This is a genomic window from Micromonospora sp. NPDC049559 (assembly GCF_040676675.1).
Classification (GTDB): domain Bacteria; phylum Actinomycetota; class Actinomycetes; order Mycobacteriales; family Micromonosporaceae; genus JBFAPK01.
Map to the genome: position 1 here is coordinate 91,568 of NZ_JBFAPK010000019.1, position 24,008 is coordinate 115,575.

Genomic DNA, 24,008 nt, shown 5'->3' on the forward strand with positions numbered 1-24,008 from the left:
GAAATTTTGTCCCCGTAGAGGTTCTTTGTCCCTGCCAGAACTCCTTGATCGACGGGGGTGGGGAGGAGCGGGGGCCGTGTCGTACGGGTCCACTAGGGTGCTGTTCGATGACCGTTCCGGAGTCGCTCACGATCGCCCAGGCCCGCCGGATCGCGCTGGCCGCCCAGGGCTTCGCCGATCCGGCGCCGACCGGCGTGCCCACGCTGCGCCACCTGCGCCGGGTGCTCGGCCGGATCGGCCTGATCCAGATGGACTCGGTCAACGTCCTCCAGCGCGCCCACTACCTGCCGCTCTACAGCCGGCTCGGGCCCTACCCGACCGCGCTGCTGGACCGGGCCGCCTACCGGCGCCCCCGCGAGCTGTTCGAGTACTGGGGGCACGAGGCGTCGCTGGTGCCGGTCGGGCTGCATCCGGCCCTGCGCTGGCGGATGGCGGCGGCGCACACCGACGCCTGGGGCGGCATGCGCCGCATCGCGGTGGAACAGCCCGAGCTGGTCGCCTGGGTGCGTGACGAGGTACGCGCCAACGGGCCGCTGACGGCCGCCGAGATCGAGCACGACACGCCCGTCAAGAAGGAGAACTGGGGCTGGAACTGGTCGGCGGTCAAGCGGGCGCTGGAGTTCCTCTTTTGGTCCGGCGAGGTCGCCGCCGCCGCCCGCAACACGGCGTTCGCCCGCCTCTACGACGTGCCCGAGCGGGTGCTTCCCGCCGCGGTGCTGGGCGCGCCGACGCCCAGCGACGCGGAGGCGTACCGGACCCTGGTCGCCGTCGCCGCCCGCGCCCTCGGGGTCGCGGCCGAGCCGGAGCTGCGCGACTACTTCCGGCTGCCCGTCGCCGGCGCCCGGGCGGCCATCGCCGAACTGGTCGAGGCCGGCGAGCTGCGGCCGGTGGTGGTGCGGGGCTGGAAGGGTCCGGCCTACCTGCACGCCGAGGCGCGGTTGCCGCGCTGGATCCGGGCGAGCACGCTGGTCAGCCCGTTCGACCCGCTGGTCTGGGAGCGGGGCCGGGCCGAGCGGCTCTTCGGGTTCAGCTACCGGATCGAGATCTACGTGCCGGCGCCGCAGCGGGTACACGGCTACTACGTCCTGCCGTACCTGCAGGGGGATCGCTTCACGGCCCGGGTCGACCTCAAGGCGGACCGGAAGGCCGGCGTGCTGCGGGTGCCGGCCGCGTGGGTCGAGCCGGGCGTGGACGTGACGGAGACGGCGGCGGGGCTCGCCGCGGAGCTGCACCGGCTCGCCGGCTGGCTCGGGTTGGGCGCCGTGGCGCCGCCCGAGGCGGGTGATCTCGCGGCCCCGCTCGCGGCGATGCTCGCCGGCGCGCCCGGTGTACCGTGAGGTGACCGTGGCGAGGTGGAGGCGTGATGGTGAGCGTTGAGCGTTCGGCTGCCGAGGGTTCCTTCGTCCCGACCGCGCCGGACCGCGAGCACCAGGAACCGGGCGCGGGCCAGTACTACTACCCGCCGGCGGGCGGACCGTACTACCAGTACGCCGAGCCGGACCGGCTGACCCGGTTCGTCAACCGGCTCAACGCCCGCCTGCCGCGCTGGGCGGCGCCGGTCGCCGCGCTGGGCTGCATGGCCGCCGGGGTCGGCTACACGCTGCTGGCCGACCCGACCAGGACCAGCCCCGACGCGATGCCGACCTGCCTGCTGAAGCTCACCACCGGGCTGGACTGCCCGGGCTGTGGCGGCACCCGCGCCCTCTGGTACGTGCTGCACGGCGACCTGCCGGCGGCCGCGCGGCACCACGTCGTCTTCGTCTTCGCGCTGCCGTTCCTGATCTACCTGTACGTGGCCTGGGCGCTGTCGCACACGTTCGGCTGGCGGCTGCCGCAGCTGCGGGTCACCCCGAAGGTGGTCGGCGTCTTCCTGGCCGTCTGGCTGACCTTCTCGGTGTTGCGCAACCTGCCCTGGGCACCGTTCACCTGGCTGTACGTGTAGGGCCCCGCGCGGCGCGCGTGACGCCGGCAACGCGCCGGTGCCCGCGCTTGGGAGGGGCGCGGCCTGCCACTACAGTCCCAGGAATGTCGCAACTCGTGCAGCCCCAGGTCAAGCTGATCGCGTGGACCCACTTCGAGGCGCCGGACGACGTGCCCTGGTCCACCGACGCCGACGGCGGCCAGGCGCTCGCGGAGTTCGCCGGCCGGGCCTGCTACCAGTCGTGGCGCAAGCCGAACCCGGCCACCGCCACCAACGCGGGCTACCTGGCGCACATCCTGGAGGTCGGGCACTACTCGGTGCTGGAGCACGGCACCGTGACCTTCTACTTCTCCGGGGTCTCCCGCTCGTTCACGCACGAGCTGATCCGGCACCGGCACTTCTCGTACAGCCAGCTCTCTCAGCGGTACGTGCCGGAGCGGGACGCCGCGATGGTCGAGCCGGCGGTCATCGCCGAGGACCCCGAGCTGCACAAGCGCTTCGTCGAGGCGACCGAGGCGAGCGTGCGGGCGTACACGGAGTTGCTGGAGGGGCTGGAGCGGCGGTTCGCGGACGTGGAGAGCCCCACGCTGCGCCGCAAGCAGGCCCGTCAGGCGGCCCGCGCGGTGCTGCCCAACGCCACCGAGACCCGGATCGTGGTCACCGGCAACTACCGGGCCTGGCGGCACTTCGTGGCGATGCGCGCCAGCGAGCAGGCCGACGTCGAGATCCGCGAGCTGGCGATCGAGTGCCTGCGGCAGTTGCAGCGGGTCGCCCCGAACGTCTTCGCCGACTTCACCATCTCGACGCTGGCGGACGGTACGGAGATCGCTACCAGTCCCCATGGCGAGCAGTCCTGATGGCTTCCGTGGCGGGCGGCCCATGGGCGTCGGCTAGGTTGTCAGCATGACCCACGACGGAGCTGCCGCGACCGGACGGGACCTGTCCCGGCCCTTCGGGCGTCTGCTGACGGCGATGATCACGCCCTTCACCCCGGACGGTGGCCTCGACCTCGACGGTGCCGCCCAACTCGCCACGTACCTCGTGGACGAGCAGGGAAACGACGCGCTGGTGGTGAACGGTACGACCGGTGAGTCGCCGACCACCACGGACGCGGAGAAGGAACGCCTGGTACGCGCCGTGGTCGAGGCGGTCGGGGACCGGGCGCGGGTCGTGGCCGGGGTGGGCACCAACGACACGCGGCACACCATCGAGCTGGCCACCGCGGCCGAGAAGGCCGGCGCGGACGGGCTGCTGGTGGTCTCGCCGTACTACAACAAGCCGCCACAAACCGGGCTGGTCCGGCATTTCACCGCGGTGGCGGACGCGAGCGGCCTGCCGGTGATGCTCTACGACATCCCGCACCGGGCGGGCGTGGCGATCGCCACCGAGACCCTGGTACGGCTCGCCGAGCACGAGCGGATCGTGGCGGTCAAGGACGCCAAGGGCGACCTCACCGCCACCTCCTGGGTGACCAGCCGGACCGACCTCGCCTTCTACAGCGGCGACGACGCGCTGACCGTCCCCACGCTCGCCATCGGCGGAGTCGGCCTGGTCGGCACCTCGACCCACTTCACCGGGGCGCTCGCCAAGCGGATGATCGAGGCGTACGACCGGGGCGATGTCGGCGCAGCGCTTGCCCTGCACCGCCGGTTGCTGCCACTCTTCACTGGAATCTTCCGTACCCAGGGCACCATCCTGGTCAAGGCCGCGCTCGCGGCCTCCGGCCTGCCGGCCGGCCCGGTCCGCCCGCCGTTGGTGGATGCCACCGACGACGAGCTGGCGCAGTTGCGGATCGACTGCGCCGAGGCGGGCCTGGGACTGCCGGCATGAGCGGAGCTCTCCGGTACGGCGGTAGTTTGATCGGTTGTGGCGGCGGGGAACGGAGCGAGGCGGCGGCATGAGCGTGAGTGGATCGCACACGGAACTGGCGGAGCCGCCGCCGCTGCCGGAGGGCGGCCTGCGGGTCATCCCGCTCGGCGGTCTGGGTGCGATCGGTCGCAACATGACCGTCTACGAGTACGACGGGAAGCTGCTGGTCGTCGACTGCGGGGTGCTCTTCCCCGACGTCGAGCAGCCCGGCGTCGACCTGATCCTGCCCGACTTCACGCCGATCCTGGACCGGCTCGACGACGTGCAGGCGATCGTGCTCACCCACGGGCACGAGGACCACATCGGGGCGGTGCCGTACCTGCTCGCCCACAAGGCGGACATCCCGCTGGTCGGCTCGCAGTTCACCCTCGCCCTGGTCGAGGCGAAGCTCGCCGAGCGGCGGATCGAGCCCTACACGCTGACCGTACGCGAGGGCGGGCGGGAGCGGCTCGGCCCGTTCGAGTGCGAGTTCTTCGCGGTCAACCACTCGATCCCCGACGCGCTCGCGGTGGCCATCCGCACCCCCGCCGGCCTGGTGTTGCACACCGGCGACTTCAAGATGGACCAGCTGCCGCTGGACGGCCGGATCACCGACCTGGCCGGGTTCGCCCGGCTCGGCGCCGAGGGCGTGGACCTGCTCCTCTCCGACTCCACCAACGCCGAGATCCCCGGTTTCGTGACGCCCGAACGGGAGATCGGTCCGGTGCTCGACTCGACCTTCGCGAAGGCCCGGGGTCGGATCATCGTGGCCTCGTTCGCCTCGCACGTGCACCGCGTGCAGCAGGTGCTCGACTCGGCGCACGAGCACGACCGCAAGGTCGCCTTCATCGGCCGGTCGATGGTGCGCAACATGGGCATCGCCCGCGACCTCGGCCTGCTGCGGATCCGGCCCGGCCTGGTCGTCGGGCTGGACGAGGCGACCGCCCTGCCGCCGGACCGGATCGTGCTGATGTCCACTGGTTCGCAGGGCGAGCCGATGAGCGCCCTCGGCCGCATGGCCACCGGCGACCACCGGCACATCACCGTCGCGCCCGGCGACACCGTGGTCCTCGCCAGCTCGCTCGTACCGGGCAACGAGACCTCGGTCTACCGGGTGATCAACCAGCTCTCCCGGGCCGGCGCCACCGTCATCCACAAGGACGTCGCGAAGGTGCACGTCTCCGGGCACGCCCCCGCCGGTGAGCTGCTCTACCTGCTCAACGTGGTGCGGCCGAGCAACCTGCTGCCGGTGCACGGCGAGTGGCGCCACCTGCGCGCGCACGCCCGGCTCGGCATCGAGTCCGGGGTCGAGCCCGACCGGGTGGTGCTCTGCGAGGACGGCGACGTCGTCGACCTGGTCGAGGGGCGGGCCACGCTGGTCGGGCACGTCAAGAGCCGGTACGTCTACGTCGACGGGCTCGCGGTCGGCGACGTGGGCGAGTCGCTCCTCACCGAGCGGCGGATCCTCGGCGACGGCGGCTTCATCTCGGCGACCGTGGTCATCGACTCGGTCACCGGCAAGGTGGTGGGCGGGCCGACCGTCTCCGCGAAGGGCTTCTCCGAGGACCCCGAGGCCTTCAACGCGGTGATCCCGCTGATCACCGAGGCGCTGAGCCGGGCCGCCACCGACGGCATCACCGACACCCACCAGCTCCAGCAGATCGTCCGGCGTACCGTCGGCCGTTGGGTCAACGACGCGTACCGGCGACGGCCGATGATCGTCCCTACGGTGGTGGAGGTCTGAGGCCGTCGGGCTGGGCGGTGGTTTCGCGGGTCGGGCTGGGGGTGGGGCCCACCATGCCCGGCTCAGCCCGTCACGCTTGATGTCTTCGCCGGGCACGGTGGGCCCCACCTTGCCGTGCCTCGCGCCTGACGTGCGTCGGGCGGGGTCGTGGTGCCGGGCGGGCCGCAGGGGGACGGGTCAGGTGGCGGGGGCGCGGCGGTGGCGGCGGTAGAGGAAGCCGGTCCAGGACGTGACGATCAACAGCGCCACGAGCAGCTGGACCAGCAGGGTGTAGCGCTCGGGATAGAGCACGCCCTCGACGTACCGGTCGATGAAGCCCTCGGTCGGTCCGGTCTGGCCGGCCCGGCGCCGGGACCAGTACTCGGCGTAGGTGAGGGGACAGTCGGAGAGCTTCGCGACGATCACCACGCCCCAGCCGGCGGCCGCCAGGTGCGGCCAGATGCTCCACCGCCAGCGCCAGGCGAGGAACCCGCCGAGCACCAGGTAGAGCAGGAACCCGAAGTGCAGCACCAAGATGCCCGCGGTCAACAGCCGGTAGCCCATCGCACCCTCCGGGGTCAGGCTACGCAGCCCGGGGCCCGCGCCGCCTAGGTACGCGGACCCAGCCCGGTCGCCGATCGCGCCGGCCGACCGGGCTGGGTCGCCGAAGGGGGCTCAGGCCAGGCTGCCGACCGCGGCGGCGAAGGCGGCCCCGGTCGCCAGGGTCGTGTTGACCAGCACGGCGAGCTGGGAGCCGGTCACCCCGTGCTCCAGGTCGGTGGTGACGTCGCCGGCCAGGATCAGCTCGCCCTCGCCGGTGTCGTGTACGTACGCCTTCGGCATCGGCCGGTCGTGGTTCCAGGAGTTGCAGAACTCGTACGCGTCGGTGAGGCGGTCGGTGGGGAGCCGCCGCGCCGCCACGATCCGGGCGTGCAGGATCTCACCGCGCTCGCCCATCCGCTCGAACTGGACGAAGGCGTCGCCCCAGCGGCCGCGTACGGTGCCGTCCTCGTCGACGATGTAGCGGTCCTCGCGCTCGATCAGCACCGCCACGATCGCCTCGACGGTCAGCGGGGCGACCACGTCCGGCTGGCCGCCGTCCGGGGCGTCGCCCATCGGGGAGGAGGCGCGGGCCGGCGCCGGCTCGGGCAGCGGTACGGTCTCGTCGACCGGACGCTCGGCCAGCCAGGCGGCCATCCGCCCGGACTGGTGGCTGGTGCCGTTGCGCGCGTCGAAGCGGCCGGCCAGGTCCTGGGAGGCGGCGAGCAGGTCGGCGCCGAGCGCGGCGACGGTCAGCTCGGCGGCGGGGCGCTGCTCGTGCGCGGGGCGGTGGATGATCCGCTCGCCCAGTCCCGCCTCGGTGGCGAGCCGGCACAGCAGCGCCCCGGCGGTCGCGAACTCCATCGCCGACGCCTCGTCGAAGGGCCGGTCCAGCCAGCCCAGGTGCTCGGCGAGGAGGTCCAGGCCGTGCGCGTGGTTACCGGTCAGGGCGCAGAAGCGCAGGTGCGTGGCGAGGTACGGGAACGCGTCCCGCTCGTGCCGGTGCCGCCGGTACGCCCGGACGTGCGCCTGGGCGGCCTCGTCGTAGCGGCCCAGGCGCAGGTACGGCATCATCACCGTGACCAGCGCCTTCTCGGGCTGCTCGGTGCAGCCCTGGCTGCCCCGCAGCACCGGCTCGACGATCCGTACCGCCTCCGCCCACTCGCCCCAACCGGCGAGCAGCTCCGCCTGGCGGGACGGGTCGCAGCCGGCGCAGTCGCTGTTCTCGTCGCGCTTGGCGGTGCGCCACTTCGCCAGCCAGTCCCGGGCGGCGGCCTCGTCGCCGAGGTGGTCGGCGATGCGGCAGCGCAGGTTGTAGACCGCCTGCATGCTGTGTCCGCCGGCGCGGAAGCGCCGCTCCAGGTCGTCCAGGGCGGCCTGGGTCTGGGCCAGCCCGACCCGGGGGGTGCTGCGCAGGGCGGTGATGGCCCACTTGTGGTACCAGCGCAGCATCTCGGCGTCCCAGTCGTCGAACATCGACGGGTCGCGGTCGAAGGCGGCCAGGCACCAGCCGAACGGCGGCAGCATCCGCCACCGCTCGGTGTGGTTGTTGTACGCCTCGATCAGCTCGAACCGCGCGTCGAAGCCGAGCCGTACGTCGCCGGCGGCGTCCGCGTGCGCGGCGATCCGCTCCAGCTCGGCGATCTTGCCTTCGCCGTCCGGCAGGTCCCGCGCCTCGGCCAGCGCGTCCACCAGCTCCTGCCGGTTCGTCATGCCGCTGCCTCGCGGGTCGCTCACGGGGTCTCCTCGGTGGGGATGTCCGTGGACGGGTTGGCCGCGTCCGTGGACGGGGTGGGGGTGGTGGAGCCGGTCGGGGTGGGCGGATCGGTGAAGGCCCGGTCCAGCAGGGCGAGGAACGATCGGTTCAACGCGGCGGTGTCGACCGCCCGCAGCGGGTGGTGCCCGGCGAGCAGAGCCTGACCGTACAGCGCCTCCACCGCGTGCCGCAGGGCCGGGCCGCCGGGGGTGGCGACGATCCGGCGGATCAGCGGGTGCCGCCAGTTGAAGACCAGCTCGGGGCGGTGCTCGACCTCCACCTCGGCGAACGCGGAGAGCACGTCCGACCAGAGCTCGTCGGCCCCGGCCAGGTCCCGGCGCACCGCGTCCTGGCTGCGCGCCGCCCGGCTGGCCAGGTAGAGCGCCGGGACGGTGACCGGGTCGAACTGGCGGATCCGCGGCACGCAGTCCAGCTCGGCCAGGGCCGCACCCGCCGCCGCCAGGAACGGCGCCACCTCGGCCTCCTGGGCGGGGCTGAGCCGTTCGAGCCGGGCGCCCAGCTCGCCGGGGTCCAGCCGCCGTACGGTGACCTGCGGGTCGATCCGGGGCAGCCGCTCCAGGATCTCGGTGTCGTACGCGTAGCCGGCGTTGACCAGCGGGGTACCCGCGCCGCTGGCGATCGCCGCGAGCGCCCGGAACTCGTCGACGGTCTCCACGTAGCGCAGCACCGACGCGGAGCGCCGGAAGACCCGCAGCGGCATGGCGCCCCGGCTGGTCTCGAACGGCAGCCAGGCGTCGACGAGCCGCAGCATGTCGTCGTCGCGTACCGCCAGGGCCTTGACGCCCAGGTGGTGCACCCGCAGGAACGCGGCGAGCCGGTCGGGGTGGTTGACCGACAGGTCGAGCAGCCAGTCGCGCAGCTGCTCGCCGAGCGACTCGCGGACCCGGTCCAGCAGGTCGTCGGCGTAGAGCGCCTCGCGGCTCGCGGTCGGCCGCAGCATCGAGGTGTCCACCACGCAGCGGACGAAGAACGCCCAGTCCGGTACGAGCCCCCGGGCGTCCTCGGCGAGCAGCATCCGCTTGAGGTAGACCCGCTGCCCGCCCTCGCCGACCGCGCCGGCCGTGGGCAGGACGAAGCCGACGCCGCGCAGGCCCGCCTCCGGTACCGCCAGGTCGATCACGTCCATCGGGCGGATGCCGAGCAGCCCGGCGCCGTAGTCGAGCAGGGCGTCGCGGCGTACCGCCGGGTCGTCGTACGGGACCTCCCACGGCGCCAGCGGCTCGGTCAGCCGTACGCCGTCCGCGCCGGGCGCGCCGAGCCGCACGTCCGCGTCGAGCAGGTGCCCGTACGAGGTGACCAGCTCGCGTACCCGGTCCGCGGCGAGCCAGTGCTCGGCGCCGGCCCGGGGCCGCAGGGTGACGGTGGTGCCGACCTCGGCGCGGGCGTCGTCGTCCACGGCCACCTCGTAGCGGCCGTCGGCGTACCCGGTCCAGCGCACCGCCGGGCCGCCCGCGGCCGAGCGGGACGTCACCTCGATGGCGTCGGCCACCATGAAGCAGGAGAGCAGCCCGATGCCGAACTGGCCGAGGAAGTCCTGCCGGGCGAAGCCCAGCTCGTCGCGCTTGGAGGTACGCCCGACGCTGGCCAGGAAGGTGTGCACCTCGGGCTCGGTCAGGCCGATCCCGTTGTCGTGCAGGCGCAGCGCGCCGTCGGGGAGCGGCTCGACATGGACCCGGCCGGCCGGCGCGTCCGGGTCGGCGGCCCGGCGCGCCGTGATCGCGTCGCTGGCGTTCTGGAGCAGCTCGCGGGCGTAGACCCGGGGACTGGCGTAGAGGTGGTGGCTGAGCAGGTCGACGACGCCGCGCAGGTCGACCTGGAACCGACGCTCCATCATGGACACTCCGCCCCTCAGGACCGCAGCTCGGCGACGGCGTCGGACATCTGGCACCCGGTCGAGATGCCGCAGCTGATCAGCTGGTCGAGCTGCTCGGGGGTGACGCCGCGTTCGAGGTCGGCCACCACCTCGCCGCAGACCCGGGCGCTGCCGTCGTCGTTGACGTGCACGTACGCCTTGGGCCAGAGCCGGTCGTGGTTCCAGGAGTTGCAGAAGGCGTGCAGCGCGGGGACGTCGTCGATGGTGAACTCGGTCGCCGCCAGGGTGCGGACCTGGAGCAGGTCGCCGTCGGTACCGAGCCGGAAGAAGTAGATCAGGTTGTCGTCCCACTTGCCGACCAGGTCGCCGTCGGAGTCGGTGTAGAACGTGTAGCCCCGCGCGGTCAGCGTCGCCGCGATGAGGTCGTGGGTGAGCGGTTGCAGGGTCCGCAACCGCCCCTCGCCGGAGGGGGAGTCCGACGTGTCCTCGAAGCCCGGCGATGGCATGCGGCGTCCCTTTCTGGTGATGAAGATCACCAATGGTGCGGGTGGCGATGGCGGCGGTACCGGACACGGTCGGCAAAAGCGGGTGTTCGCTGGACCGCGCCGCTACCGTATGACCTTATGGCGGGCCGTGCCTCTCAGGCGAGCCGGCGCCGCGGCGCGTCGTCCGCGCGCGGTGCCGCGACGAGCCGTGCCCGGCAACCGAGCCGGGGACGTCAGCCCGCGCGGGGTCGCACCCCCGCGCGCCGTCCACAGCGCACGGGCCTCGCGGTGTACGCGGGCCGGGGCGCGCGAGCGGTCTGGATGGGACTGGCGCACGGCGTCGGTTGGGCGGTGCGCGCCGCCGGACGGCAGGCGGCGACCGCCCGCGAGCTGGACTCGGAGCACCGACGCGACGGCGCCGGGCTGCTCCTGCTCGGCCTGGCGCTGCTGACCGCCGTCGCCATCTGGTTCTCCGGCGCGGGGCCGTTCGGCCGGTGGGTCGCCGACAGTGTGCGGCTCTTCTTCGGCGCGGTCGCCGCGGCGCTGCCGGTGCTGCTGACCATCGGCGCGGTACGGCTGATGCGCTCCCCGCGCGAGGAGGAGCACCGCGGCCGGGGCCTGGTCGGCTGGACCGCGCTGATCGTGGGCACCGCCGCGCTGCTGCACATCGGACAGCACCCGATCGACAACGTGCAGCGCGACTACGCGGGCGGCCTGGTCGGCGCGGGCGTGGGGGAGACCCTCAAGAACGCCGTCAGCTCCTGGGTGGCCGTACCACTGCTCGTGCTGCTGCTGCTCTTCGGGCTGCTGGTGGTCACCGCGACCCCGATCAACAAGATCCCGGAGCGGCTGGGTCTCTTCGCCGGCGCCGTGCTGGGCCGCCCCGACACCGAGGACGACGAGGAGGAGGCGGTCGCGAAGTCCGGTGCCGCGCCGGCCCGCCGCCGGCCGTCCCGGCGGCGCCAGGCCGCCCTCGCCGAGCCCGAGGGCGACGGGGCGGACGACGACGGCTACGACGACGACCTGGATCTCCAGGAGACGATCCCGCTGCCGCGCAAGCCGCCCGCGAAGGTGCCGGCGGCCCGCAAGCCGCCGCCCAGCCCGCCGGACCACTCGCCCGCGCCGACCCGGGCCGAGCAGCTCGCCATCACCGGCCTCGCCGGCGACTACACGCTGCCCCCGGCCAACCTGCTGCGCGCCGGCAGCGCGCCGAAGTCCCGCAGCCGCGTCAACGACGAGGTGATCGCGGCGCTCACCGGCGTCTTCGAACAGTTCGACGTGGACGCCGCGGTGACCGGCTTCACCCGTGGACCGACCGTCACCCGGTACGAGGTGGAGCTCGGCCACGGGGTGAAGGTGGAGCGGATCACGCAGCTCTCCCGCAACATCGCGTACGCGGTCAAGTCCCCGGACGTGCGCATCCTCAGCCCGATCCCGGGCAAGAGCGCGGTCGGCGTGGAGATCCCGAACGCCGACCGGGAGGACGTGGCCCTCGGTGACGTGCTGCGGTCCCGGGCCGCCGCCAGCGACCACCACCCGATGCTGGTGGCGCTCGGCAAGGACATCGAGGGCGGCTACGTGGTGGCCAACCTGGCCAAGATGCCGCACATCCTGATCGCGGGCGCCACCGGCGCCGGCAAGTCCTCGTGCCTGAACTCGCTGCTGGTCTCCATCCTCAGCCGGGCCACCCCGGACGAGGTGCGGCTGCTGCTGATCGACCCGAAGCGGGTCGAGATGAGCGGCTACGAGGGGATCCCGCACCTGGTCACCCCGATCGTCACCAACCCGAAGAAGGCCGCCGACTCGCTGGAGTGGGTCGTCCGCGAGATGGACATGCGGTACGACGACCTCGCCGCGGCCGGCGTACGGCACATCGACGACTACAACCGGAAGGTACGCGCCGGCCAGATCAAACCGCCGCCGGGCAGCGAGCGGGAGATCCGGCCGTACCCGTACCTGCTGGTGATCGTGGACGAGCTGGCGGACCTGATGATGGTGGCGCCGCGCGACGTGGAGGACTCGGTCGTCCGGATCACCCAGCTGGCCCGGGCCGCCGGCATCCACCTGGTGCTCGCCACCCAGCGCCCCTCGGTCGACGTGGTGACCGGCCTGATCAAGGCGAACGTGCCGTCCCGGCTGGCCTTCGCCACCTCGTCGCTGGCCGACTCGCGGGTCATCCTGGACCAGCCCGGCGCGGAGAAGCTGATCGGCCGCGGCGACGGGCTCTTCCTGCCGATGGGTGCCTCGAAGCCGATCCGGATCCAGGGCGCCTGGGTCAGCGAAGGCGAGATCAACGACATCGTCAAGTTCTGCAAGGACCAGCGCGAACCGGAGTTCCGGCCGGACGTGCTGACGCCGGTGCAGGACCCCAAGAAGAAGATCGACGAGGAGATCGGCGACGACCTGGACCTCCTGGTACAGGCGATCGAACTGGTGGTGACCTCGCAGTTCGGCTCCACCTCGATGCTCCAGCGCAAGCTGCGCGTCGGCTTCGCCAAGGCGGGCCGGCTGATGGACCTGATGGAGACCCGGGGCATCGTCGGGCCCTCCGAGGGGTCGAAGGCGCGCGACGTCCTGGTCAAGCCGGACGAGCTGGAGGAGGCGCTGGCCCCGCTGCGCGGCGACGGCTGACCCCGGGTACGGGTCGGCGCCGTCGGGCGGATCCGGCGTTCGGCCACGCGGGCGGGGCCGGGTTGCGGATACTCGCAACCAGACGGCGGCGCCGCCGATGCGGGGGCGGTGCCACGGTACGACGGGGGGCGCCATGCATTCCACGCGCGCCGGTGGGTACGGCGGATGAGGCGGGAGCCCGCCGGCCCGCACACGGAGTCGGTCGACCCGAACCCGTTCGCCGGCCTGCTGCCGAACCTGGTCGTCGGGCTGGTCGCGCCGCTGCTCGGACCGTGGCGTCCGGTCGGGTCCGTGGACGTGGTCGACCAGGTCGACGTGGGCGTCCCGGTACGCCTCGCCTACGACCAGTGGACCCAGATCGACGAGTTCCCGGGCTTCGCGACGCGTCCGGGTACGGACCGGCCCGACGGGCCGGAGGGCGCGGTCGGCGGCCGGGGCCCGGTCTTCTGGTCCCGGGGCGAGTGGGAGGTGGCCATCCTCGAACAGGTGCCGGACGAGCGCGTCGTCTGGCGCTCGCGGGGCGAGCCGGGGGTGGCGGACGGCACCGTCAGCTTTCACGAACTCACGCCGGACCTGACCCGCATCCTCGTGGTGCTGGCGTACCGCCCGCTCGGGCTCCTCTCCCCGCGCGCCCTGCTCGACCCGCGCGGGCTCGTCCGCCGGGGCGGCGACCTGGGCGGGCCGGTGCGGCGGCGGGTACGCGCCGGACTGCTGCGCTTCGTCCGCCGGGTCATGACGGAGACGCTGCTCGACCCGGACGCGGTACGGGGCTGGCGGGGTGAGATCCGGTCGGGCCGGGTGCTCCAGGAGGACGCGCCGGGCCCGGCGGCGGGGGACGGGCCCGGCCGGGCGGGCGAGGGCGGTGGCCTGGACGCCGCCGTCGTCGCGAGCGCCGACTGAGGCGGCCACCCGGCGGCGCCCGGGTGCGGCTACCAGCGGCGGCGGATGCGGCGGGGCAGACCGCGGTAGCCCCGTCGGTCGCGGGACTGCTCGGGTCGCGGGGCCGGCTCGTTCCGGCGCTGGTCCGGCTCCTGGTCCGGTTCCGGCTCCGGCGGGCGTTGCGGTGGTTGCCGCGAGCCCTGCGGTCCGCCGGGGCCGGCTGGTCCGCCCGGTTCCGCGCCTGGCGCCCTGCCTGATTGCGCCCTGCCCGGTGCTCCGGGTTCGTTCTGGACGCCCCGCTGCGCCGCCCGCTCGGCCCGCTCCGCCGCCCGCTCGGTGCGTTGCGCCGCCTGCTCGGTGCGTTGCGCCGCCTGCTCGGTGCGTTGTGCCGCCTGCCCCGCCCGCTGCCCGGCGTGGGTCACCTGCTGCTCGGCTTGGATCGCCTGCTGGGTCAGGTCTCCGGTACCCCGACCGGCCCGCTCGACCAGGTCTTCCACCCCCTGGCCCAGCACGGTGCCGACGCCCTGTCCGGCCTGGCCGAGGGCGGTGCCGACGCCCTGGGCAGTCTGGTGCAGGGCGGCTCCGGTGCCCTGACCGATCCGCTCGATCGCCGCGCCGGCGCCCCGGGTGAGCGAGTGGATGATCTCCGGGTTCCGGTCGATCGTGGCCAGCACCCGGTCCAGGATCTGTACGACGTTGTCGAGCCGTACCTTGAGCAGGGCCTGCGCCTCGACGCCCCGGATGTCCAGGCTCACCTCGCCGAGGACCGCGTCGACACCGATGTTGAGCCGGAGCAGGTCGAGCACCTCGGCGTTGAGCGCGACGTGTGCCCGCAGGTTGGAGACCTGCAGCTCGATCTGCTCGATCTTCAGCGCCGGTACGTCGAGCAGCACGTCCTCGCGCTCCGCCGACCGGCCCCGGGCGGTCTCGCGCTGGTCCGCGTCCTCGGACGCCGGCTGCTGCTCCACCGCCCCAGAATCGCAGGCCAGCCCCGCCCCCGGCGGACGATCTCCACGTCGATCATGGAGTTGTGGCGGAACGCGGGGAACGGGCGCCCCGCTTCCGCGACGGCCGTGAGTCCGTGGTCGATGCGGAGCGGGCGGCGGGAGGTTCTAGTGCCAACGTGGGTGGTCAATAGACTGGTGCGATGACGAGCGGCGTGCATCCGGAGTGCGGCCTCGACGCCGTGTCCCTGCTGGCCGACCCGGTGCGCCGGGCGGCGTACCAGGCGGTGGTGGCGGCCAGCGGGCCGGTCGGGCGGGACGAGGTGGCGGCCGCCCTCGACGTGGGCCGTACCCTGGCCGCCTTCCACCTCGACAAGCTGGTCGCCGCCGGGCTGCTGGCGGTTTCCTACGCGCGGCGCTCGGGGCGTACCGGTCCGGGCGCGGGACGGCCGGCGAAGCTGTACCGGCGTGCGGCGGGCGAGCACGTCGTGACCGTCCCACCCCGCGCCTACCGGTCGGCCGCGGAACTGCTCGCCGAGGCGGTCGAGCGGGCCGGCGCCGAGGAGACGCTGTACCGGGTGGCCCGCGCGGCGGGAGAGTCGTCCGCCGCCGCCGCCGGCGACGCGGTCGCGGGCGACGTGCCGGGGCTGCTCGCCGAGCGGGGCTACCAGCCGGTTTCCGACGGTACGGCCATCCGGTTGCGCAACTGCCCCTTCGACCGGCTCGCCGAGCAGTTTCCGCCGCTGGTCTGCGGGATGAACCTGGCGCTGATCGAGGGGGTCCTGGCCGGCGCCGGCCGGGACGACTGGCGGTCCCGGCTCGACCCGATCCCGGGTCACTGCTGCGTGCTGATCGAGCCGCCGGACGGGACATCTAAAAACAATTCTGATTGACTTTAGTGTCGTCCGGGTGATTTGCTGCGCCGTATGCGCTTCCACCTCGCCCAGCTCAACCTCGCCCGGCTGCGGGCACCCCTCGACGATCCGCGGCTGGCCGACTTCGTCGCGGACCTACCCGTGCTCAACGGCATCGCCGACACCGCGCCCGGCTTCGTCTGGCGGCTGCGGGACGAGGAGGCCGCCGACGCGACCGGGCTGCGTCCCTTCGGGCCGGACGTGCTGGTCAACCTCACGGTCTGGGAGTCGGTCGACACCCTGCGCGACTACGTCTACCGCAGCCCGCACCTGGAGTCGCTGCGCCGCCGGCGCGAGTGGTTCCACCCTGACGGTCTCGAACCGCGCCTGGTGCTCTGGTGGATCCCGGCGGGGCGGCTGCCGACCCTCGCCGAGGCGCGCGAGCGCCGGGAACTGCTCGCGGCCGAGGGCCCCGGGCCGGGGGCCTTCACCCTCCGGCAGCCCTTCCCGGCCCAGGATCCGAACCAGCCGCTCCCGGACCGGCGCTGACCGGTCCAGGCGCCGGACCTGTCCCCGCCCGGCCCGCTCGGCGGGGCGGTGGGTGCTCACCGGGGCTTGACCTCAAGCATCCTTGAAGTATCAGGATGCCGGAATGACGTTGTTCATCACCGATGCCGAGGTCGCCGCCGGACTGGACGCCCCGACCGCCGTCGTGGCGATGCGGAACGCGCTGCTGGCGGCGCACGCCGGGGAACTGGTCGCCCCGCCCCGCGCGTCCGCGCCGTTGGGCGGCGGCCGGCTGGTGCTGACGGCGGGCCACCTGACCGGCGAGTGGTACGGCTTCCGCTCCTACGACACCTTCGGCCACGCCGAGGGCGAGCAACTGGTGGTGCTGCACGATGCCGGTACCGGGCGGGTGCGCGCGGTCGCGGTCGGCGAGGAGATCGGCTCGCGGCGTACCGGGGCGCTCGGCGGGGTCGCCGTCGACGCGCTGGCCCGCCCGGACGCGGCCACGGTGGGCGTGATCGGCGCCGGCCGGCAGGCCTGGACGCAGGTCTGGGCCGCGGCGGCGGTACGGCCCCTGCGCGAGGTCAGCGTCTTCGCCCGTACGCCGGCCGCCCGGGAGCGCTTCGCCGAGCGGGTCCGGGCCGAGCTGGGCGTGCCCGCCCGCGCGGTCGGCGACGCCGGCGCGGCGGTGCGCGACCGGGACGTCGTGGTGCTCGCCACCACCAGCCCCGAGCCGGTGATCCGCGCGGCGGACCTGGCGCCGGGCACCCACGTCAACGCGGTCGGCTTCAAGCAGCACGGGCGGACCGAGTTCGGGCCGGACCTGCTCGACCGGGCCGGGCTGCTGGTCACCGACTCGCCGGCCCAGGCGCGGGCGTACGAGCCGCCGATGCTCGCGGCCGTCGGCCCGTACGCCGGGCGGTTGTGCTCACTCGGCGCCGTGCTCGCCGGCGAGCTGCCCGGGCGCGCCGACGCCGACCAGGTGAGCCTCTTCTGCTCGGTCGGGCTGGCCGGCACCGAGGTCTTCCTCCTCGACGCGCTCACCCGGGTGGCGGTACGCGGCTGACCTCGCCGGCCGTCGCCGCGCCCGCGCCCGGTCGGCCCGGCGGACGGCGGACGCGGGACGGCCGCGCCCCCGCGTCGGCGGGACGGTCGGTGGCGCCCGGTACCCTCGGGGGGTGTCTGGAACCTCCACCCCCTCGGCCGATGGCCGCCGCGTCGCCCTGTTGACCCTCGGCTGTGCCCGCAACGAGGTCGACTCGGAGGAACTGGCCGCCCGGCTGCACGCCGACGGCTGGCAGGTGAGCACCGACGGCGAGGGCGCCGACGTGGTCCTGGTCAACACCTGCGGCTTCGTGGAGAAGGCCAAGCAGGATTCGATCCAGACGCTGCTCGCCGCCGCGGACACGGGCGCCAAGGTGGTGGCGGCGGGCTGCATGGCCGAGCGGTACGGCCGGGAGTTGGCCGACAGCCTGCCCGAGGCGCAGGCGGTGCTCGGCTTCGACGACTACCCGGAGATCTCCGCGCGGCTCGGCGCGGTGCTGGCCGGCGAGCGGATCGACGCGCACCGCCCCCGCGACCGGCGGGAACTCCTGCCGCTGACGCCCGTGGCGCGGCGCGACGGCGCGCAGCACGTCGTGCTCCCGGGCCACGGCGGCGCTCCCGCCCGCGGCGAGCTGGCGGCCGACGAGCACACCCCGGCGCACCTGCGGCCGGTGCTGCGCCGGCGACTGGAGTCCGGCCCGGTCGCCTCGCTCAAGCTCGCCAGCGGCTGTGACCGGCGCTGCGCGTTCTGCGCCATCCCGGCCTTCCGCGGCGCCTTCGTCTCGCGTACCCCGGACGAGCTGCTCGCGGAGGCCGAGTGGCTGGCCAAGACGGGCGTACGCGAGCTGGTGCTGGTCAGCGAGAACTCGACCTCCTACGGCAAGGACCTGGGCGACCCCCGGGCGCTGGAGAAGCTGCTGCCGCAGCTCGCCGCCGTCACCGGGATCGTCCGGGTGCGGGTGAGCTACCTCCAGCCGGCGGAGACCCGGCCGGGGCTGGTCGAGGCGATCGCCACCACGCCCGGCGTGGCGCCCTACTTCGACCTGTCGTTCCAGCACTCGTCCGAGCCGGTGCTGCGCCGGATGCGCCGGTTCGGCTCGACCGAGCGTTTCCTGGACCTGCTGGCCTCCGCCCGTGAGCTGGCTCCCGAGGCGGGGGCGCGGAGCAACTTCATCGTCGGCTTCCCCGGCGAGACCCGGCGCGACGTGGAGGAGCTGGTCCGGTTCCTCTCGGCGGCGCGGCTCGACGCGATCGGCGTCTTCGACTACAGCGACGAGGACGGCACCGAGGCCGCCGGGATGGACGGCAAGGTCTCGGCGGCGACCGTGAAGCGGCGGTACGACCGGATCAGCGCGCTCGCCGACGAGCTCTGCTCGCAGCGGGCCGAGGAGCGGGTCGGCTCGACCGTGGAGGTGCTGGTCGACTCGGTCGACGGCGGCGTGGTGGAGGGGCGCGCGGCCCACCAGGCGCCCGAGGTGGACGGGTCGACCACGCTGGTGGCGCCGGTCACGGGCGGCGTCGACCTCGCCGCGCTGCGCCCGGGCGACCTGGTGCGGGCCACGGTGACCGGTACCGAGGGCGTCGACCTGCTCGCCGTACCGGTTGAGATGATCTCGGCAGCGGCGTGAGCGGGGCCGAGGGCGTGAGCGGGACGTGCGCGGGTGGGGCGAGGTGATCCGGTGACGAAGGCGACCGACCGTCCGCCGGCCGCCTCGATCGGGCGGGTGCCCCTCGTCAATGCCGCCAACGCGCTCACGGCGCTGCGGTTCGTCCTGGTACCGGTCTTCGTCGGTACGGTCGTCGCGTCCGGAATGACGCATTTCGGCTGGCGGGTAGCCGCCTGCCTGACCTTCGTCTTCGCCTCGGCGACGGACCTGGCCGACGGCTGGATCGCCCGCCGGTTCAAGCTGGTCACCTCGTTCGGCAAGGTCGCCGACCCGATCGCGGACAAGGCGCTCACGGGCGCGGCGTTGGTGCTGCTCTCCTGGTACGACCGGCTACCCTGGTGGATCACGGTGGTGATCCTGGTACGCGAGTTCGGCGTGACCGCGATCCGGTTCTGGGTGATCCGGTACGGCGTGATCGCGGCCAGCCGGGGCGGCAAGATCAAGACGGCGCTCCAGATCGTCGCGATCGTCTGGTACCTCTGGCCGCTGCCCGACGTCCTGGCGGACGTCGGCCTCTGGATCATGGGCGTGGCGGTCCTGGTGACCGCCGTCACCGGTTTCGACTACGTGGTGCGCGCGCTGCGCCTGCGCCGCCGGGCGGGCTGACGCCGCCCCGGTGCGGGAATCGCGGGAGTCCGGCCCGCCCGAGGCTCGCCGCCCGGCGCGGAGGTTGGCTCCGCCCGAGGCGTACCGCCCCGGACCGGGTGGGTGCCGCCCCGGACCGGGTACGCGCGCCGGGCCCGCGGCATGGTCGTTGGACGTACCGTCCGGCGTGACGCCGGACGGCGTGGTGAGGGGACGGTGTGATGGAAGGCGAGGTTTCCCGCGGCGAGCAGCTCGGCAGCCCGGCCGCGGCGGTGGTGCACGCGCTCTCCGAGCGGGGCGAGACGCTGGCGACGGTGGAGTCGCTCACCGGCGGGCTGGTGGCCGGCACGATCGTCGACATTGCCGGGGTGAGCAGCGTCTTCCAGGGCGGGCTGGTGGTCTACGCGACCGAGCTTAAGGCGTCCCTGGCGGGCGTACCGGAGGACCTGCTCGCCGCCCGGGGCCCGGTGGACCCGGACGTGGCGATCGCCCTCGCCGAGGGCGGGCGGGAACGCTGCCGCGCCGACTGGTGCCTAGCCACCACCGGGGTGGCCGGCCCGGAACCGCAGGGCGGCAAGCCGGTGGGGCTGGTCTTCGTGGCGGTCGCCGGCCCGACCGGTAGCGAGGTACGGCGGGCGGAGTTCTCCGGCGGACGGGAGGCGGTCCGCACCGGCGCCGCCCTGGCGGCGCTGCGCCTGGTCGCCGACCGGATCCACGCCGCCCCGCCGGCCGTGCCGAGCAACCACCGCTGACCGGCGCCCCGTGCCGCCGGTCGGCACCCCCGGCCGGCGGGACCCGCGGACGGCGCGGGAGGCGCCCGGCCCGGGTGACCGGGGTCACCCCGGGGCCACCCGGCCGGATTCCCGGCTCGGGTGGGATGTCGTCCGGGCTCGCAACGGGTACGGTTGCGGGAAGGCTTCGTGGTCCCCGGGTGATCGGCTCCGGCCGGTACGGCGGGGACCACGGCGATTCCCGGAGGTTGGATCGTTCCGGGAGGGGGAGGTGCGCATGGTCCTGCTACGCCGGGTGATCGGTGACGCGTTGCGAGCCCGCAGACAGGGGCAGCACCGCACTCTGCGCGAGGTCTCCTCCGCGGCGAACGTCAGCCTGGGATACCTCTCGGAGATCGAGCGCGGGCAGAAGGAGCCGTCGAGCGAACTGCTCGCGGCCATCTGCGACGCGCTGGGTGCTCGGCTCTCGGAGCTGCTGCGCGAGGTCAGCGACACGGTGGCGCTGGCCGAGCAGATGCCGGACGTGCTGGTGACGCCGGACGGCGCGCCGGAGCGGCTCGCGGCGCGCGGCGCGGCCCGGGGGGCGAGCGAGCGGGAGTCGAGGGTGCCGGCGCTGGCCGGTGCGGGCGGTGGCGGCGCCGCCGACGCCGTCGAGCAGCCCGCCGCGCGGACCGACGCGTCGCCCCAGAAGGCGGCGGCCAACCTGCACCGGGTGGCGACCGACGGCAAGGTCGCGGTCTCCGTACGGCAGGACTCCCCGCTCAAGGCGACCCTGCGGACGACCCGCCTGGTCCGCCCCACCGACACCGACCGCAACCGCGACGTGGTCTGCGTGGCCTGACGCCGCTGGCGGCCTCTTCCGCGTCCGGGCCCGCCCGGGCGGGGACGTCGGCGCTGGCTGGCGGCCGGCGGGCCGGCGTAGGGTTGGTCACCGGGTGGCAGCTCCGGCACGGATCCCCTGAGGTCCCGGGTCCGGTTGGCGCCGGACTGCGACCATGGAAGCGCCGCCGCGTGGCGCGGCCGGCGCGCTGACACTGAGGGGATACCGGGGAGATGGCGAACCCGTTCGTCAAGGGTTGGAAGTACCTGATGGCGCGCTTCGGCGCCGCGATCGATGAGAACGCCGATCCCAAGGTGCAGATCCAGCAGGCGATCGAGGAGGCCCAGCGCCAGCACCAGGCGCTCGTACAGCAGGCCGCCGCCGTGATCGGCAACCAGCGCCAGCTGGAGATGCGGCTCTCCCGCCAGATGTCGGAGGTCGAGCGGCTCCAGGCGATGGCGCGCCAGGCGCTGGTGCTCGCGGACCGGTCGCGCGCAGCCGGGGACGAGGCCGAGGCCACCAAGTACGAGCAGACCGCGCAGACCCTGGCGACCCAGCTGGTCGCGGCCGAGCAGTCGACCGAGGACCTCAAGACCCTGCACGACCAGGCGCTCGGCGCCGCCGCGCAGGCCCGCCGGGCCGTGGAGAACAACTCCATGATCCTCCAGCAGAAGTTGGCCGAGCGCACGAAGCTCCTCAGCCAGCTCGAACAGGCCAAGATGCAGGAGAGCGTGGCCCGCTCGCTGGAGTCGATGTCCGCGGTGGCCGCGCCCGGCAACACCCCCTCGCTCGACGAGGTACGGGAGAAGATCGAGCGGCGGTACGCGACCGCGATGGGCCGCGCCGAGCTGGCCAGCAACTCCGTCGAGGGGCGGATGCTGGAGATTCAGAAGTCCACTCTCGACCTGGCCGGCTCGTCCCGGCTGGAGCAGATCCGCGCGAGCATGGCCGGCGAGAAGCTCGCGGCGGCGCCGGCGCAGCCGGCGGCCGAGCCCACCTCGGCCGGGGCCGACAGCGCCAGCGTCGCCCGGCTGGACGAGATCAGGGCCTCGTTGGCCAAGGAGAAGAGCACCGGCGACGCCAGCGCCGCCGGCTAGGCGTTTTCCGGTCCGGCCGCTCCCCGGAGGGCACCCATGGCAGACCCGCGAGCCCGACACTTCCGCCGGCTGCGCAAGCTGCGCCGCTCGGCCCGCCGCTGGAGCGTGCTCGCCGGCGGCCTGGGCGGCGCGGCAGCGGTGCTGACCCCGTACGCGGGGCTGGGGCTGCCCGACGCGCTCTGGGCGGGCGCCGCCGGCGCCAGTACCGCGCTGGCCCTGTGGCGCTGGTCCGACCTGCGGGCGCTGGCCGCGCGACCGGCGCCACCGCCCCCCGACCCGGCCCGCAGCGCCGAGCGGACCCGGGCGCGGCTGGTCAACGCGGTCGAGAGCCTGCCGGCCGGCAAGGAGGCGGTGGCCGAGGTACGCCGGCAGCGCGCCCGGTTCGCGCTGCGCGGTACCGCCGCGGCCGGCCCGTGGACGCGGCTCGACAAGGCCTCGCTCACCCTGGCCGGGCTCGCCAACCGGTTGACCGGCCCGGCCGACCCGGCGGTGCTGGAGGCGGCGGTGGCCGAGCACTCGCTGCGGGACCTCGCCGAACGGGTGGCGTCGGTGGAGCGGGGGCTGCGGCTCGCCCCACCCGACTCCCGAGCCCCGCTGGAGCAGGCCCACGGCAGCCTGGTCGCGCAGCTCGACCAGGGCGTGGCCGCGTACGAGCAGCTGGTCGCCGCCGCGGCCGGCTACGTCGCCGAGGACGGCCAGGGCCACGGCGGCGAGCACCCGGCCGTCTCCCGCCTCACCGACGCGACCGAGCTGCTGCACGGCATCGCCACCGGCCTGGCCGAGCTGCGTGCCCCGAACCGCCCGATGCGGGCGCCGAACTGAGCTTCCGGGGCGTAGGTCCGCCGCGTGCCGGAGCCTGACGCGGCGAAGGGCTGTCCGCCCGGCAGCCGCGCGTCCGTCAGGCGCCGAACCAGGCGGCCATGTCGAAGCTGAGCCCGCGTTCCGGGGCCATGGTGCGCAACGCCGCCTCCAGTTCGCGTAGTCGCTGCGGCCCGAGCCGCGCGGCCCAGCCGGCCCGCAGGTCGTCGAAGATCGCCGCCGACTGGGCGAGCGCGTCGATCCCGCGCGGCGTGAGCCGGACCAGCTTGCGCCGGGCGTCGTGCGCGTCGTCGACCCGTTCGACGTAGCCGAGGCGTTCCAGCCGTTCCACCGTCTTGCCGGCGGCCTGCTTGGAGACGCCGAGGCGGCGGCCGAGTTCGGTGGCGGTGGTGCCGTCGCGGCCGATCGCCTGCATCGCGAAGCCGTGGGCGGGGCGCATCTCGGGGTGTCCCCGGTCCGCCAGCTCGGCGTGCAACTGGTCGATGAGGGCACGGAAGTTGGCGAGCAGCAGCAGCGGCAGCTCGTAGCCGGGAGCGTCCCGAACGCCGGCCGGTTCAGTCATCGCCGCCGACCCGGCGGTTGCCGCGCCCGGCGCGGCCGACTCCGGCACACCCGCGGGCTCCGGCGACGCCGCCGGCTCGATCATTGCCAAATTCGACAACCACGTTTACTGTACGGACAACCACGTTGTCGATTCTACGGCGCGGCGGGGCGGTCCACACCGCTGGCCGCGCCGGGTACGGAGAAACCATGTCCCAGACCGTATTCGCCGACCACACCGTCGAGTCCGCCCCCGAGGCGGCGCGCGCCTCGATGCGCGCCACGACCAAGCACTTCGGGTACCTGCCGACGGCGGTCGCCCGGATGGCCGAGGCGCCGGAGCTGCTGGAGGGCTTCCTCAGGGGCAACGCGCTCTTCGAGGCCAGCACGCTGGACCCGGTCGCCCGGGAGGTGCTCGTGCTCACGATCGCGACCCGGAACCGCTGCCACCTCTGCGTGGCCATCCACACCGCCCGGCTCGCCGCGCTGGGCGTACCGGCCGAGCTCGTCGAGGCGTTGCGGGAACAGCGACCGCTGGCCGATCAACGGCTGGCGGCGGTACAGCGCTTCACGCTGGAGGTGCTGGCGGACGCCGGCGCGGTACCGGACGAGTCGCTGGAGGCATTCCTGGCCCACGGGTTCACGCGCCGCAACGCCCTCGAGGTCGTCCTCGGAATCGGCGTGTACACGATGTCGACCCTGGCCAACCGGCTCACCCGGGCGCCGCTCGACCCGCCGCTGGCCGCGTACGCCTGGCCGGAGCCGGCGGCGGCCTGAGCACCG

General features: G+C 74.2%; 23 protein-coding genes. 17 read left to right on the forward strand and 6 right to left on the reverse strand.

Translation table 11 applies throughout. The features are described from left to right. Positions 1 to 107 precede the first annotated feature (107 nt). The 5 genes from AB0J86_RS21060 to AB0J86_RS21080 all read left to right on the forward strand — a co-directional run bounded on the left by AB0J86_RS21060 (position 108) and on the right by AB0J86_RS21080 (position 5,513). On the forward strand, positions 108 to 1,337 hold the full coding sequence (locus tag AB0J86_RS21060; protein WP_363859253.1) for a crosslink repair DNA glycosylase YcaQ family protein: 1,230 nt from the start codon (positions 108 to 110) through the stop codon (positions 1,335 to 1,337). 26 nt (positions 1,338 to 1,363) lie between these two features. Continuing rightward, entirely contained in the window at positions 1,364 to 1,942 is a 579-nt protein-coding gene (locus tag AB0J86_RS21065; RefSeq protein WP_363859254.1) for a DUF2752 domain-containing protein, read from the forward strand. 83 nt (positions 1,943 to 2,025) lie between these two features. Next, positions 2,026 to 2,778, forward strand: coding sequence for an FAD-dependent thymidylate synthase (gene thyX / locus AB0J86_RS21070; protein ID WP_363859255.1), 753 nt, complete (start codon positions 2,026 to 2,028; stop codon positions 2,776 to 2,778). 46 nt (positions 2,779 to 2,824) lie between these two features. After that, entirely contained in the window at positions 2,825 to 3,751 is a 927-nt protein-coding gene (dapA, locus tag AB0J86_RS21075; RefSeq protein WP_363859256.1) for a 4-hydroxy-tetrahydrodipicolinate synthase, read from the forward strand. Between the two features lie 73 nt (positions 3,752 to 3,824). Beyond that, positions 3,825 to 5,513, forward strand: a complete 1,689-nt coding sequence (locus tag AB0J86_RS21080; RefSeq protein ID WP_363859309.1) for a ribonuclease J — start codon at positions 3,825 to 3,827, stop codon at positions 5,511 to 5,513. A 177-nt stretch (positions 5,514 to 5,690) separates the two neighbouring features. Here AB0J86_RS21080 and AB0J86_RS21085 read toward each other — a convergent pair whose 3' ends face one another. The 4 genes from AB0J86_RS21085 to AB0J86_RS21100 form a co-directional block, all read right to left on the reverse strand. Continuing rightward, positions 5,691 to 6,056: a DUF2784 domain-containing protein gene (locus AB0J86_RS21085; protein ID WP_363859257.1), complete on the reverse strand. Its 366-nt coding sequence runs from the start codon at positions 6,054 to 6,056 to the stop codon at positions 5,691 to 5,693. 111 nt (positions 6,057 to 6,167) lie between these two features. Beyond that, positions 6,168 to 7,769 carry a YbjN domain-containing protein gene (locus AB0J86_RS21090; RefSeq protein WP_363859258.1) on the reverse strand — a complete coding sequence of 534 codons (1,602 nt, stop codon included), beginning with the start codon at positions 7,767 to 7,769 and terminating at the stop codon, positions 6,168 to 6,170. Beyond that, entirely contained in the window at positions 7,766 to 9,643 is a 1,878-nt protein-coding gene (locus AB0J86_RS21095) for an HSP90 family protein (RefSeq protein ID WP_363859259.1), read from the reverse strand. Before AB0J86_RS21095 ends, AB0J86_RS21090 begins: the two co-directional genes overlap by 4 nt. 14 nt (positions 9,644 to 9,657) lie before the next feature. Further along, a complete protein-coding gene (locus AB0J86_RS21100) occupies positions 9,658 to 10,128 on the reverse strand; it encodes a YbjN domain-containing protein (protein WP_363859260.1) in 471 nt (156 codons plus the stop codon). A gap of 117 nt (positions 10,129 to 10,245) precedes the next feature. Here AB0J86_RS21100 and AB0J86_RS21105 point away from each other — a divergent pair, with 117 nt between their 5' ends. After that, positions 10,246 to 12,738 carry a DNA translocase FtsK gene (locus AB0J86_RS21105; protein WP_363859261.1) on the forward strand — a complete coding sequence of 831 codons (2,493 nt, stop codon included), beginning with the start codon at positions 10,246 to 10,248 and terminating at the stop codon, positions 12,736 to 12,738. A 165-nt stretch (positions 12,739 to 12,903) separates the two neighbouring features. Beyond that, positions 12,904 to 13,638, forward strand: coding sequence for a hypothetical protein (locus AB0J86_RS21110; RefSeq protein ID WP_363859262.1), 735 nt, complete (start codon positions 12,904 to 12,906; stop codon positions 13,636 to 13,638). Between the two features lie 29 nt (positions 13,639 to 13,667). Here AB0J86_RS21110 and AB0J86_RS21115 read toward each other — a convergent pair whose 3' ends face one another. Next, on the reverse strand, positions 13,668 to 14,585 hold the full coding sequence (locus AB0J86_RS21115; RefSeq protein WP_363859263.1) for a hypothetical protein: 918 nt from the start codon (positions 14,583 to 14,585) through the stop codon (positions 13,668 to 13,670). A gap of 179 nt (positions 14,586 to 14,764) precedes the next feature. Between AB0J86_RS21115 and AB0J86_RS21120 the strand changes: the two genes are divergently transcribed. The 9 genes from AB0J86_RS21120 to AB0J86_RS21160 all read left to right on the forward strand — a co-directional run bounded on the left by AB0J86_RS21120 (position 14,765) and on the right by AB0J86_RS21160 (position 22,688). Further along, the gene (locus tag AB0J86_RS21120) at positions 14,765 to 15,454 is read left to right on the forward strand and encodes a transcriptional regulator (protein ID WP_363859264.1); all 690 of its coding nucleotides are present in this window, start codon (positions 14,765 to 14,767) and stop codon (positions 15,452 to 15,454) included. A 33-nt stretch (positions 15,455 to 15,487) separates the two neighbouring features. Next, positions 15,488 to 15,964, forward strand: coding sequence for a DUF3291 domain-containing protein (locus AB0J86_RS21125; protein WP_363859265.1), 477 nt, complete (start codon positions 15,488 to 15,490; stop codon positions 15,962 to 15,964). Between the two features lie 103 nt (positions 15,965 to 16,067). Beyond that, positions 16,068 to 16,988 carry an ornithine cyclodeaminase family protein gene (locus AB0J86_RS21130; protein ID WP_363859266.1) on the forward strand — a complete coding sequence of 307 codons (921 nt, stop codon included), beginning with the start codon at positions 16,068 to 16,070 and terminating at the stop codon, positions 16,986 to 16,988. A 112-nt stretch (positions 16,989 to 17,100) separates the two neighbouring features. Continuing rightward, positions 17,101 to 18,594: a 30S ribosomal protein S12 methylthiotransferase RimO gene (rimO, locus tag AB0J86_RS21135; protein WP_363859267.1), complete on the forward strand. Its 1,494-nt coding sequence runs from the start codon at positions 17,101 to 17,103 to the stop codon at positions 18,592 to 18,594. A gap of 51 nt (positions 18,595 to 18,645) precedes the next feature. After that, positions 18,646 to 19,239 (forward strand): CDP-diacylglycerol--glycerol-3-phosphate 3-phosphatidyltransferase, encoded by a 594-nt coding sequence (gene pgsA / locus AB0J86_RS21140; protein WP_363859268.1) that lies wholly within the window; start codon positions 18,646 to 18,648, stop codon positions 19,237 to 19,239. Between the two features lie 200 nt (positions 19,240 to 19,439). Further along, entirely contained in the window at positions 19,440 to 19,970 is a 531-nt protein-coding gene (locus tag AB0J86_RS21145) for a CinA family protein (protein WP_363859269.1), read from the forward strand. A gap of 256 nt (positions 19,971 to 20,226) precedes the next feature. Then, positions 20,227 to 20,790 (forward strand): helix-turn-helix transcriptional regulator, encoded by a 564-nt coding sequence (locus AB0J86_RS21150; RefSeq protein ID WP_363859270.1) that lies wholly within the window; start codon positions 20,227 to 20,229, stop codon positions 20,788 to 20,790. Between the two features lie 212 nt (positions 20,791 to 21,002). Then, positions 21,003 to 21,866 (forward strand): PspA/IM30 family protein, encoded by an 864-nt coding sequence (locus tag AB0J86_RS21155; RefSeq protein ID WP_363859271.1) that lies wholly within the window; start codon positions 21,003 to 21,005, stop codon positions 21,864 to 21,866. A 36-nt stretch (positions 21,867 to 21,902) separates the two neighbouring features. Further along, complete coding sequence (locus AB0J86_RS21160) at positions 21,903 to 22,688, forward strand: hypothetical protein (RefSeq protein WP_363859272.1); 786 nt, start codon at positions 21,903 to 21,905, stop codon at positions 22,686 to 22,688. A gap of 76 nt (positions 22,689 to 22,764) precedes the next feature. Here AB0J86_RS21160 and AB0J86_RS21165 read toward each other — a convergent pair whose 3' ends face one another. After that, entirely contained in the window at positions 22,765 to 23,247 is a 483-nt protein-coding gene (locus AB0J86_RS21165) for a MarR family winged helix-turn-helix transcriptional regulator (RefSeq protein WP_363859273.1), read from the reverse strand. A gap of 188 nt (positions 23,248 to 23,435) precedes the next feature. Between AB0J86_RS21165 and AB0J86_RS21170 the strand changes: the two genes are divergently transcribed. Next, the gene (locus AB0J86_RS21170; protein WP_363859274.1) at positions 23,436 to 24,002 is read left to right on the forward strand and encodes a carboxymuconolactone decarboxylase family protein; all 567 of its coding nucleotides are present in this window, start codon (positions 23,436 to 23,438) and stop codon (positions 24,000 to 24,002) included. Positions 24,003 to 24,008: the final 6 nt, after the last annotated feature.